Origin of the sequence: Pseudomonas sp. P8_241, from assembly GCF_034008315.1 — a bacterium.
In the GTDB taxonomy this organism is placed as follows: Bacteria; Pseudomonadota; Gammaproteobacteria; order Pseudomonadales; family Pseudomonadaceae; genus Aquipseudomonas.
The window spans coordinates 5,180,868-5,193,365 of record NZ_CP125377.1; the positions used below are offsets into that span (position 1 = coordinate 5,180,868).

Genomic DNA, 12,498 nt, shown 5'->3' on the forward strand with positions numbered 1-12,498 from the left:
CACTATCGCTTGCTGTCCATCCATGACCTCTATACTCCATGAATTCGCCGGCGCTCATTGCGTCGGCAAGGATGACAATGATGGGGCAGGTTAATGGAGTGGCCGGGGCTGCAGTTCATTTCCGCGCTGCCAGAGAACGGGCAGGTCATACTTGATTGTGTGCATGACCCTTTTCTGGTGCTGCTGGCTTACCTGGTCGCCTGCGTCGGATGCTTTGCCACGCTGGACATGGCCGAGCGGGTAAACCATGCGGAACAGGCCACTTCTCAGACGCGCTGGCGTTGGGTGGGTACCGGGTGCCTGGCGGGCGGTATTTGGGCCATGCATTTCATCGGGATGCTCGCGTTTCGCGTGCCCATCGAAATTCGTTACCAGCTGCCAGTCACACTGCTATCCCTGTCAATCGCATTGATCGCGTCATGGTTGGCCATGCAAACGTTGAGCCTTGCGCAATTGAAATTGCGGCATTGCTGCACGTCGTCGATCGGCATCGGACTGGGCATCGCCGCGATGCATTATGTGGGCATGACGGCCATGCATTCGAATGCCACGGCTTATTACCAACCCGGCTTGTTCGCGCTTTCCATCCTCATCGCCATTGCCGCTGCCCTGGCAACACTGCTATTGGCCAGGCACCTGCGCAATGGCGCGGGAGTGATGCACCAGCTTCTCAAGTATTGCGCCAGTCTGCTGCTCGGCGCGGGCATTCTGAGCATGCATTTTACGGCCATGGCCGCCTTCAATCTGGTGCAACCCGTCGGTAGCCTCCTGACGCAGGCGAGTGAACACAATCATGTACAACTGGCGCTGACGATCGCCGTCGTGACTCTGCTGATCATCGGCAGCAGCATCAGCGCAGCGCTCGCGGACAAGAAACTCCAGCACAAGGACCACGACCTGCAGCGGGTCAACTCCTTGCTTAGCCAATTGGACCAGGCGCGCATGTCGCTACAGCAGGTGGCGCACTACGACGCCTTGACCAACCTGCTCAACCGCCGTGGTTTTAATCAGATCTTCGCCGAAAAACTCATCGAGAAGACCAACGAGGGCGGGATGCTGGCGGTCCTGTTCCTGGACATTGATCATTTCAAGCGGATCAATGACAGCCTCGGCCATGACGCCGGTGACGAGCTGCTCAAAGTGCTGGCCGGCCATATCAAGAGTTCGATACGCAGTCATGCAGATGTCGTGGCGCGCTTCGGCGGCGACGAGTTCTGCCTGCTCATCGACCTGCATGATCGTGAAGAGGCGCGGCAGATGGCCCAGCGCATCATGTTGAAAATGAAAGACCCCATCGAATTGGCCGGACGGCGCATGGTCATGACCACCAGCATCGGCATCAGCCTGTTCCCGGAAGATGGCAAGACCTGCGAGGAGCTGCTGAAAAACGCCGACCTGGCGCTCTACCAGTCCAAGGGCGGTGGACGAAATGGCCTGAACTTCTTCAGCGCCAACCTGAAAGCCCGGGCCACACTGGAGCTGCAACTCGAAGAAGAACTACGCTTCGCCCTGCGCGAGGACACCGGGCTGATGCTGTATTACCAACCGATCTATGACCTGAAAACCGGTCAAGTCAGCAAACTTGAAGCGTTGATCCGCTGGCAACACCCGGTCCACGGCTTTCTCGTTCCCGACCGTTTTATCGCTATCGCGGAGGCCAATGGCCTGATTGCCGAACTGGACAATTGGGTGCTGCGCAAAGCCTGCGAGGATCTGGGGGAGCTTTCGCGCCAAGACTGTGAAGAACTCAAGATTGCCGTCAATTGCTCGCCCCTGAACCTGGCGCGCGAAGATCTGGCCGATGAAATCGAACACGCTCTGCGGACTTACGGGGTCGCTCCCCATCGACTTGAACTGGAAGTCACCGAAAACGCATTGATGGGCAACATCGCCAACACCCTGGTATTGTTGCGAAAGATACGCGCCCTCGGTGTGTCGCTGTCGATTGATGACTTTGGCACCGGCTATTCATCCCTCGCCTACCTCAAGCGCCTACCGCTCAATACGCTGAAAATAGATCGCTCATTCATTCAGGACATTCCCAAGGCCACCGCGGACATGGAGATCGTCCAGGCCATTATCGTCATGGCCCACACCCTGCACTTGCAGGTGGTCACCGAAGGCGTTGAAACCTTCGAGCAATACCAGTTCCTCGAGGACCACGGCTGCGACTTCGTTCAAGGTTACCTGTTCAGTCGGCCCGTACCGCTGGCCGACCTGCATCCGGTGCTCAATGAAATCAATCAGCGCAAGCACTCCTACAGCGCTACGACGTTGAGTCTGGTGCACGGAACATCTGCACTAATGTAGACGGGTCTTTCTCAAGAAATCCCTGCCCCCCATGCAAACGCATCAACTGCGCCGCCAAGCCGGTGATCGGTGTAGCCGAACCCTGTTCACGAGAAAATTTCACCGCTGTGTCGAGATCCTTGAGCAGGGTCCGAACATGCCACTTGACCGGTTCGAAACGACTTTCGGCCATTTGTGGAGCCAGGATCTGCAGCGGCCTGGAATCAGCAAAACCGCCCGCCAGTGCGGCGGCGATCAGGCTGGCATCCACCCCGGAACTTTCCGCCAGCGCCACCACTTCGGCAATCACCAACGCATTGCAGGCGACAATCATCTGATTGCACGCTTTGGTCACCTGCCCCGCTCCAACGCCACCCATGTGTGTTACGCGCTGTCCCAGGCTCAACAATACGGAGCGGACCCGTTCAAGATTCCGAATCTCCCCGCCCACCATGATCGCCAATGTCCCCGCTTCAGCGCCGACCACACCACCGGACACCGGGGAGTCCAGCCAGGCCATGCCGGTTTCTTCCATCAGCTCGTTGGCCATTTCCCGCGTGGCACTGGGCTCGAGGCTGGAAAAATCCACCAATAACTGACCGTTCTTCGCCCCTTCAACAACACCCGCCGGACCAAAGACCACCTCACGCACCACCGCCGTGTCTGCCAGGCAGAGCATTACCACGTCCGCGTGCTGACACAATTCGGCCGCTGTGGCGACCTGTCGCGCCCCAGCCGCCACCAGAGGCGCGCACTTGGCCGGATTGCGGTTCCACACGGTCAGAGGATAACCAGCCGCCAACAAACGCTGGCACATCGGCAACCCCATCAGCCCGATACCGGCAAATCCCAGCGAAGGTAGTATTGACATCATTTGGCCTCCTTTTGATTAAAGAACGCCGAATATTGGCCGATTCATCATGACTTGGGAAAGGATTCCCCGAGCACAACTCAGTCTCAAGCCCAGGCTTGGGCTCAATACGCGCTGACAAAAGACGCGATTCAATTCCGTGAAGGTTTGACGACAGTGAGTCGGCCTACCCACCAGCCCAGGTAGATGGCGAACAATGACTTCTAAAAATAACCCGGCCCCTGCGCTATCCGATCTGACCTTGACCCCTGCGGCCAACAGCCCGTCATCACCGAAGCCTTCGCTCCCTTCTCGTCCGTTGTCGACCCAGCAGTACCTGTATTTCACCGAAACCAACACCGACCGTATTCTCGACAACCTCGACGGCCTGCGCGACATGGTGTTCCCGCGCCCTGCGCACCTGGAAGGCGACAGCGAACAGCATAGCCACCAGGAATTCCCGTCAGTGTGCCTGATCGGTCTGGGCCGATGTGGCTCGAACATCGCGCTGGATGTCGCGGAGCTGGTGTACAACGCGCGCAAGTTCTACCTCAACGAATTCAACAATGACGATCGCCTGTCGCCAGACAAGCGTTATGCCGAAAAGGGCTACAGCCCTGCCCAATGGATTCGCAACAACCTGCGCCTGGGCCCGAACAAGGCCACCAAGCCAGTGTTCCTGGTCGAGCCGCTGGTGATGCTCGGCGACCTGGACAAGGACATCGCCGGGCGTATCCGCTTCTCGCGCAAGGGCGAAAAAAGCGGCTTCCTGCGCGACTACAGCAAAATGAAAATCATGGACTTGTCGGAAGTCCACGCCGGTGGCGCCGGTAACGCGCCGATCCTCGGTCAGTACCTGGCCAAGATCATTCTGAACAAGGACACCCAGCGTTTTTCCAGCCCTGACTGGAAGATGATTCACTCGTACCTGATCGACAGCTGCGGCATCAAGGCCAACCAGTCGCGCCTGTATTTCTCGATCTTCAGCGCCGGTGGCGGTACGGGCTCGGGCATGGCCTCTGAATTTGGTCTGGCCCAGCAGCACTCGTACATGAACAAGACGTTCGACACCAAGCCGATGGACGAGCATGACGGCAAGAGCGGCCACTCGTTCGTGTTCGAGCCGATCTTCACCAGCGGCATCTGCGTGCTGCCGAACATTTCCGATCACCGCAGTGAAATGTCCGAAGCGCTACATATCAACGCCGGGCGCTTGCTGTGCAAATACCTGTCGGAAGAGTGGGACTTTTCCTACAATTTCGCCAATGAAGACAGCAGCGAAGCCAGCGTCATGGGCCGCATCCGCCCATGGAACGCGATGATGCTCATCTCTAACGACATCATGCGTTACGCCGAAGAGAACGATGACGGCAACATCCAGAACATTGATGTCAATGCGATGGAAAAGCACGCCAACCAATACATTTCGCAGCAGATTTTCAACATTCTGACCGCGCAGGCGGTCACGACTGACTATGACCAGAACTATTTCCGTCGCGCCGGCATCGACATTGGTGAAACCATCCGCCTGGACGCCAACGACCTGTTCATGAGCCTGGCCGGGCCGGTGGCGATTGCCTATGCCGAATCCGTTGTTCCGGAAACCCCACAACCGAGCAACGACAAGTTCAAGGTGTTCGAGAAAGAGCCACAGCGCTTGAACATCGACGACCTGTTCTTCCGTTCGATCGACCTGCCGCACTTCAACAAGGTCACCCAGGCGATCGAAGGCATCAGTCTGCTGCCGATCGAGTCAAAGCGCTATCGTGCGTCGCTGGAGCAGTACAAGAATTCGGGTTACGACGCCGCAGCCCTGCACGACCTGCACTTCTTCAAGAATTGCTCGTCGGTGGTGTCGATTGTTTCGCTGCCCAAAGACTACAAGCTGTCCTACATGGACCTGAACCGGTTGAAGACCCACCTCAACAGTCTGTTCCCCAACACCACGCTCAAGCGTTACGCGCTGGTGATCGGCGCCTCGGCCAACCTGTCGCTGACCACGTTGATCGCCAAGAGCCCGTGCCTGTCGGACGACTTCCTGACGCTGATCGTGGCGTTCATCAAGCGTTGCTTCGCCAAGGCACCGTACCGATTTGACGAAACCCTGGACAACTCGATCCTGGATTTCATCGTCCAGGAAGAGTTCGACGAAGACCGTATCGATGACTTGCTCAACGAATTCGAGAACCCGGCAAAGATCCTCGATACCAACTGGTACGCGATCAAGCCGATGTACGAGAAGAAGTACCGCGAGCTGATCAACGACAAGGACAAGTTTGTCTCGATCAACGACATACGTCTTTCTCGGGATTGCGTGAAGAAATCGATCAAGTACCTGCGCGAGATCTACCGTCATCGCATTGGCAAGACCAAGGTTATTTCGCTGAATAACCATACGGGCAAGACGGCTTAGACCTGAAAAGATCGCAGCCTGCGGCAGCTCCAACGGGTGTACAGCTGGCTCTGTAGGAGCTGCCGCAGGCTGCGATCTTTTTCTTTTATCCACACCCGGAAACAATTAAGCAGCCCTCAGGCTGCTCTCTCAACTGTTCCCGTTACGTTTACGTCACCGTGAGGCTGTGGCCTTTCTCCACGGCAACGTGCCATCACGCTACTCGGCTACACACTTTCGGCTGGCGAAACGTCGCACCGATAAGGTGCAACGCTTCAGGCCGTCGCCCTTTCCTGGATCAGAATCCACGGCGAAACCACAACCGCCCACAGCTGCGGGTCACGCTCGAAAAGATCCAGCGCCCCTGTTTCAGACAGCTTGGCGACCTTGTCAGCGGCCAGCCAGGCAGCCACTTTCTCGCCTTCATCACTCGCTACAGCCTCAGCCGCAGCGATCAAATCCAGGCTGGGGTCGACCCACAATAGGGCACCCTTGGCGAAGAACGGCTCTAATTCCTTCCAGGTAATAGATGCGGTTTCACCAAGCAGCTTGGCATAGAGGGTGCTAGGTTCTTCAGTCATGGGTTTGGTCCGGAAAAGAAATCGGCGCAATGATAACGTCGGTGGTCTGGCAGAAAAACCCTGAAGCAATTTACGTCACTGAATGAAAAGAGCAGGAATGCCAGGGAATGCACGGAATCAGGTTATATGCCCGTCAAAACCCCGCCGTAATTCTGACTTTTTCTTTCAAAATAGCGACACCCGCAGATTTTGCCCCCCGGCGCCAGCTTCCCAGGCTGACAATCGGCGCTCTACACTGTACCGGTACAGTTGCCGAGGGGCTTTTCCGGGGATGTCTTCGATATCTGACCCGGTTCTGCCGCCCCACGGCGCCAGGACTATAAAAACTACAACAGTAAGAGTGGAGCACTATGACTAAGGCTACTAAGCAGATTTCCAAACTGTTTGCCGCTATGGTTCTGGCCGGGGTTGCCAGCCATTCGTTCGCAGCTGACACCATCAAGATCGGCATCGCCGGCCCTAAAACCGGCCCTGTAGCCCAATACGGCGACATGCAATTCAGTGGCGCTAAAATGGCCATCGAGCAAATCAACGCCAAAGGCGGCGTTGACGGCAAGAAACTCGAAGCCGTTGAATACGATGACGCCTGTGATCCGAAACAAGCTGTGGCGGTCGCGAACAAAGTCGTCAACGACGGCGTCAAGTTCGTGGTCGGTCACCTGTGCTCCAGCTCCACTCAACCGGCTTCGGACATCTACGAAGACGAAGGCGTGATCATGATCACTCCGGCAGCCACCAGCCCGGACATCACCGCCCGTGGTTACAAAATGGTGTTCCGCACCATCGGCCTGGACAGCGCCCAGGGCCCTGCGGCCGGTAACTACATTGCCGATTTCGTAAAGCCTAAAATCGTTGCTGTTCTGCACGACAAACAGCAATACGGTGAAGGCATCGCCACCGCAGTGAAGAAAACCCTGGAAGGCAAAGGCGTGAAGGTTGCCGTGTTCGAAGGCGTCAACGCCGGCGACAAGGACTTCTCCTCGATGATCTCCAAGCTCAAGCAAGCCAACGTCGACTTCGTCTACTACGGCGGCTACCACCCGGAGCTGGGCCTGATCCTGCGTCAATCCCAGGAAAAAGGCCTGAAAGCCAAGTTCATGGGTCCGGAAGGCGTGGGTAACGACTCCATTTCGCAGATCGCCAAGGACGCTTCCGAAGGCCTGCTGGTGACCCTGCCGAAATCCTTCGACCAGGATCCGGCCAACGTTGCCCTGGCTGATGCGTTCAAAGCCAAGAAAGAAGATCCGAGCGGTCCGTTCGTGTTCCCGGCCTACTCGGCTGTGACCGTGATCGCCGACGGCATCAAGGCTGCCAAGTCCGAAGACGCTGCCAAAGTGGCCGAAGCCATCCACGCCGGCACCTTCAAGACCCCTACCGGCGACCTGAGCTTCGACGAGAAAGGTGACCTCAAAGACTTCAAATTCGTGGTTTACGAGTGGCACTTCGGCAAACCAAAAACTGAAGCCAAGCCCCAGTAAGGCGTTGCCTGACTGACTGCCAACAAAGCCCACGGCGTGCCGTGGGCTTTGTTTTACGAACGTATCTGGGCCGCGCTGGCGTGATCCGCCAGTCTCCCCACCTGAAAATCTCAAAACCGTCATCAGCGGTTCGCTGGCAAACCCCGAATTCGAAGTGGATGCAGATCCACGGGGCTCGGGCGGGAAAATGACTCCACCAGTGAAATGCGTATCAGGTTTTTAGGAGCGCTGTAATGCCTGACATCTATCACTTCTTCCAACAGCTGGTTAATGGTCTGACCATTGGCAGCACGTATGCCCTGATCGCCATCGGCTATACGATGGTTTACGGCATCATTGGAATGATCAACTTCGCCCACGGCGAGGTGTACATGATCGGTTCCTACGTGGCGTTCATCGCCATCGCCGGGCTGGCCATGATGGGACTCGACAGTGTTCCGCTGTTGATGACCGCCGCTTTCATCGCAACCATTGTCGTGACCAGTGCCTACGGTTACAGCATCGAACGGATCGCCTACCGCCCCTTGCGCGGCAGCAACCGTCTGATCCCGCTGATCTCTGCCATCGGCATGTCGATCTTCCTGCAGAACACCGTTCTGCTGGCGCAAGACTCCAAGGACAAATCCATCCCCAACCTGATTCCGGGCAATTTTGCCTTTGGGCCAGGTGGCGCACATGAAGTGCTGATTTCCTACATGCAAATCGTGGTGTTCGTGGTGACCCTGGTCGCCATGCTCGGCCTGACGCTGTTCATCTCCCGCTCCCGCCTGGGCCGCGCCTGCCGCGCCTGTGCCGAAGACATCAAGATGGCCAACCTGCTGGGTATCAACACCAACAACATCATCGCTCTGACCTTCGTCATCGGTGCCGCACTGGCGGCCGTCGCGGCCGTGTTGTTGAGCATGCAATACGGCGTGATCAACCCGAACGCCGGTTTCCTGGTCGGCCTCAAGGCCTTCACCGCAGCGGTACTGGGCGGTATCGGCAGCATTCCGGGCGCCATGCTCGGCGGGCTGGTACTGGGCGTGGCGGAAGCCTTTGGTGCCGATATCTTCGGCGACCAGTACAAGGACGTCGTGGCCTTCGGCCTTCTGGTTCTGGTGTTGTTGTTCCGGCCAACCGGCCTGTTGGGCCGTCCGGAGGTTGAGAAGGTATGACTAGGAATCTTAAACAGGCACTGTTCAGTGCCTTGCTGGTGTGGGCCGTGGCCTACCCGGTACTCGGTCTGAAACTGACCATCGTCGGCATCAACCTTGAAGTTCATGGCACCAGCAACGCCACCCTGATCACCATTGCGGTGTGCTCAGTGTTGATGTTCCTGCGTGTGCTGTTCGACCAGCGGATCAGCTCGGCCTGGCGTTCGTCGCCAGGCATGCCGCTGATTCCGGCCAAGGCCAGCAACTTCCTGACCCTGCCGACCACCCAGCGCTGGATCATCATCGCGTTGATCGCCGGTGCCCTGGTCTGGCCGTTCTTCGGCTCCCGCGGCGCGGTGGATATCGCCACGCTGGTGCTGATCTACGTAATGCTCGGCCTCGGCCTCAACATCGTGGTCGGTCTTGCCGGTCTGCTTGACCTTGGTTACGTCGGCTTCTATGCCGTCGGCGCCTACAGCTATGCGCTGCTGTCGCACTACTTCGGTCTGAGTTTCTGGATCTGCCTGCCGATTGCCGGTTTGATGGCCGCTACCTTCGGCTTCCTGCTGGGTTTCCCGGTGTTGCGTCTGCGCGGTGACTATCTGGCGATCGTGACTTTGGGCTTCGGTGAAATCATCCGTCTGTTCCTGCGCAACCTGACCGATATCACCGGTGGCCCGAACGGCATCAGCAACATCGAGAAGCCGACGTTCTTCGGCCTGACCTTCGAACGTAAAGCCGCGGAAGGCATGCAGACTTTCCACGAATACTTCGGCCTGCAATACAACTCGATCAACAAGGTGATCTTCCTTTACCTCGTTGCGCTGTTCCTGGCACTGGCTGCGCTGTTCGTCATCAACCGCTTGCTGCGCATGCCGTTGGGCCGCGCCTGGGAAGCCTTGCGTGAAGACGAGATCGCCTGCCGTGCGCTGGGCCTGAACCCGACCCTCATCAAACTGTCGGCCTTTACCCTGGGCGCGAGCTTCGCCGGTTTCGCCGGTAGCTTCTTCGCCGCCCGTCAGGGTCTGGTGACACCGGAGTCCTTCACCTTCATCGAGTCGGCGATCATTCTCGCCATCGTGGTACTGGGTGGCATGGGCTCGCAACTGGGCGTGATCCTGGCTGCCGTGGTGATGATCCTGCTGCCGGAAATGATGCGTGAGTTCAGTGAGTACCGCATGTTGATGTTCGGTGCCTTGATGGTACTGATGATGATCTGGCGCCCTCAGGGTCTGCTGCCCATGCAACGTCCTCACATGGAGCTGCGCAAATGAGCCGCGAGATCCTTAAAGTAGAAAACCTGAGCATGCGCTTCGGCGGCTTGCTGGCGGTCAACGGCGTAGCCTTGAGCGTGAAAGAGAAACAAGTGGTTGCCCTGATCGGCCCCAACGGCGCCGGCAAGACCACCGTGTTCAACTGCCTGACCGGCTTCTACAAGCCGAGCGGCGGCAGCATCCTGCTCGACGGCGAGCCGATCGAAGGCCTGCCGGGCCACAAGATCGCCCTCAAAGGCGTGGTGCGCACCTTCCAGAACGTGCGGTTGTTCAAGGACATGACCGCGGTCGAGAACCTCTTGATCGCTCAGCACCGTCACCTGAACACCAACTTCCTGTCCGGCCTGTTCAAGACCCCGGCGTTCCGCAAAAGCGAACGCGAGGCCATGGACTTTGCCGAGTTCTGGCTGGAAAAGGTCAACCTCAAGGAGTTCGCCAACCGTCCGGCCGGCACCCTGGCCTACGGTCAGCAACGTCGTCTGGAAATCGCTCGCTGCATGATGACCCGCCCGCGGATCCTCATGCTCGACGAACCGGCGGCCGGCCTCAACCCGAAGGAAACCGAGGACCTCAAGGCGCTGATCAGCATGCTGCGTGAAGAGCACAACGTGACCGTGCTGCTGATCGAACACGACATGAAGCTGGTCATGAGCATTTCCGATCACATCGTCGTGATCAACCAGGGCACGCCCCTGGCCGACGGTACGCCGGAACAGATCCGCGATAATCCTGAAGTGATCAAAGCCTACCTGGGGGAAGCGTAAATGCTGCAGTTTGAAAACGTTTCCACCTTCTATGGCAAGATCCAGGCCTTGCACAGCGTCAACGTCGAAGTCCGCCAGGGCGAGATTGTGACCCTGATCGGCGCCAACGGTGCGGGCAAGTCCACGCTGCTGATGACTCTGTGCGGTTCGCCGCGAGCCCACAGCGGCAGCATCCGCTACATGGGTGAAGAGCTGGTCGGCCAGGACTCTTCGCAGATCATGCGCAAGAGCATTGCCGTGGTGCCGGAAGGTCGTCGGGTGTTTTCCCGTCTGACCGTGGAAGAGAACCTGTCCATGGGCGGTTTCTTCACCGCGAAAGGCGATTATCAGGAACAGATGGACAAGGTTCTCGGACTTTTCCCACGCCTGAAAGAGCGTTTCAGCCAGCGTGGCGGCACCATGTCCGGTGGCGAACAGCAAATGCTCGCCATCGGCCGCGCGCTGATGAGCAAGCCCAAGCTGCTGCTGCTCGACGAGCCGTCGCTGGGTCTGGCACCGATCATCATCCAGCAGATCTTCGACATCATCGAACAGCTGCGCAAGGACGGTGTGACGGTGTTTCTGGTCGAGCAGAACGCCAACCAGGCACTGAAAATTGCTGATCGCGCCTACGTTCTGGAGAACGGCCGCGTGGTGATGCAAGGCACCGGTGAAGCACTGCTGACCGACCCTAAAGTGCGCGAAGCGTACCTCGGCGGTTAAGCCTTTGCGGTAAACAAAAACGGCCTTCGGGCCGTTTTTGTTTACCCACACACAATACCGAAAACAATGAATAACCTCTGTAGGAGCCTATAGCCTGTCCAGCGCTTCGCCACTGCGCTTGAACCACCCAATCAAGTAATCCGCCAGCACCTGCGTGCGCTTGGGCAACCCCCCCTGATACGCATGCACCAGATACATCGGCATGCTCCGCGTCTGGTAATCGCGCAGGAGCCAGCGCAAACGCCCGTCAGCCAATTCCGCTGACAAACAATAAGACGGCAGGCGCGCAATCCCTGCACCAGCCAGCGCGGCTTTTTTCAGCAGATTGTAATGGTTGCTGGCGAACGGTCCCGACACCCGCACCCGCAGCAATTCATGTTGCTGGTGATACAACCATTCTTCACGCCCACTGTAGTGGCTGTTTAGCAAACAACGATGCTCACCGAGCGCCTGCGGCGTTTGCGGTTCACCGTGCAGATCCAGATAGGCCGGGCTGGCACAGGTCATTTCGTGCCACGCCAACACCGGGCGAGCCACCAGTCGCTGGTCTATCGCCACATCCGAGCGGATCGCCAGGTCGAAACCGTCGCGGGACAAGTCACGGTAGCTGTTGTTGAGATCCAGCTCGATCTGCACCTCGGGATACTGGGCGGAAAATTCCAGCAACAGGCCATCGAAAAAGGTTTCCCCCAGCGAAACCGGAACGGTCATACGTATCGGACCGGCCATGTCATCTTTCAAGCGCGCCAACGCCTGACGTGCTCGCTCGGCCTGCACGACCAACGCCTGGGCTTGCGGCAGCAACGCCGCGCCCGCCGCCGTCAGGCTCAAGCGCCGTGTGGTGCGCTGTAACAGGACAACGGAAAACTGCGCCTCCAATTGACTGATGCGTTTGGACAATTGGCCCTTGCTGCATCCCAACTGCTGCGCCGCCAAGGTAAAACTCCCCGCCTCGATCAACACCGCGAACGCCGCGAGGTCATCCATTTCGCTCATGGATTGTTTCCATTTGAAAACCAAAGGTTGCCTATT

Annotated in this window: 10 protein-coding genes; 7 read left to right on the plus strand and 3 right to left on the minus strand. The window is 57.9% G+C overall.

Annotated elements, in window-relative coordinates; translation table 11 throughout:
• The first annotated feature begins 93 nt into the window (after window positions 1-93).
• Window positions 94-2,310: a putative bifunctional diguanylate cyclase/phosphodiesterase gene (locus QMK58_RS23155; RefSeq protein WP_320395496.1), complete on the plus strand. Its 2,217-nt coding sequence runs from the start codon at window positions 94-96 to the stop codon at window positions 2,308-2,310.
• Here the strand turns inward: QMK58_RS23155 and QMK58_RS23160 are convergent.
• Complete coding sequence (locus QMK58_RS23160; protein WP_320395497.1) at window positions 2,267-3,163, minus strand: NAD(P)-dependent oxidoreductase; 897 nt, start codon at window positions 3,161-3,163, stop codon at window positions 2,267-2,269. The genes QMK58_RS23155 and QMK58_RS23160 overlap by 44 nt on opposite strands.
• Before the next feature lie 193 nt (window positions 3,164-3,356).
• Here QMK58_RS23160 and QMK58_RS23165 point away from each other — a divergent pair, with 193 nt between their 5' ends.
• Entirely contained in the window at window positions 3,357-5,552 is a 2,196-nt protein-coding gene (locus tag QMK58_RS23165) for a hypothetical protein (RefSeq protein WP_320395498.1), read from the plus strand.
• A 254-nt stretch (window positions 5,553-5,806) separates the two neighbouring features.
• Here the strand turns inward: QMK58_RS23165 and QMK58_RS23170 are convergent, their stop codons facing one another.
• Window positions 5,807-6,112 (minus strand): DUF2288 domain-containing protein, encoded by a 306-nt coding sequence (locus QMK58_RS23170; protein WP_320395499.1) that lies wholly within the window; start codon window positions 6,110-6,112, stop codon window positions 5,807-5,809.
• 350 nt (window positions 6,113-6,462) lie between these two features.
• Between QMK58_RS23170 and QMK58_RS23175 the strand changes: the two genes are divergently transcribed.
• The 5 genes from QMK58_RS23175 to QMK58_RS23195 all read left to right on the plus strand — a co-directional run bounded on the left by QMK58_RS23175 (window position 6,463) and on the right by QMK58_RS23195 (window position 11,466).
• Entirely contained in the window at window positions 6,463-7,590 is a 1,128-nt protein-coding gene (locus QMK58_RS23175) for a branched-chain amino acid ABC transporter substrate-binding protein (protein ID WP_053155572.1), read from the plus strand.
• A 233-nt stretch (window positions 7,591-7,823) separates the two neighbouring features.
• Window positions 7,824-8,747, plus strand: a complete 924-nt coding sequence (gene livH / locus QMK58_RS23180) for a high-affinity branched-chain amino acid ABC transporter permease LivH (protein WP_053155569.1) — start codon at window positions 7,824-7,826, stop codon at window positions 8,745-8,747.
• The gene (locus tag QMK58_RS23185; protein WP_053155567.1) at window positions 8,744-10,000 is read left to right on the plus strand and encodes a high-affinity branched-chain amino acid ABC transporter permease LivM; all 1,257 of its coding nucleotides are present in this window, start codon (window positions 8,744-8,746) and stop codon (window positions 9,998-10,000) included. The genes livH and QMK58_RS23185 overlap by 4 nt, the downstream gene beginning before the upstream one ends.
• Window positions 9,997-10,764 (plus strand): high-affinity branched-chain amino acid ABC transporter ATP-binding protein LivG, encoded by a 768-nt coding sequence (gene livG, locus QMK58_RS23190; protein ID WP_053155565.1) that lies wholly within the window; start codon window positions 9,997-9,999, stop codon window positions 10,762-10,764. Before QMK58_RS23185 ends, livG begins: the two co-directional genes overlap by 4 nt.
• Window positions 10,765-11,466: an ABC transporter ATP-binding protein gene (locus QMK58_RS23195; RefSeq protein ID WP_034146751.1), complete on the plus strand. Its 702-nt coding sequence runs from the start codon at window positions 10,765-10,767 to the stop codon at window positions 11,464-11,466.
• Between the two features lie 87 nt (window positions 11,467-11,553).
• Here the strand turns inward: QMK58_RS23195 and QMK58_RS23200 are convergent, their stop codons facing one another.
• Window positions 11,554-12,462, minus strand: coding sequence for a LysR family transcriptional regulator (locus QMK58_RS23200; RefSeq protein WP_053155563.1), 909 nt, complete (start codon window positions 12,460-12,462; stop codon window positions 11,554-11,556).
• Window positions 12,463-12,498 lie beyond the last annotated feature (36 nt).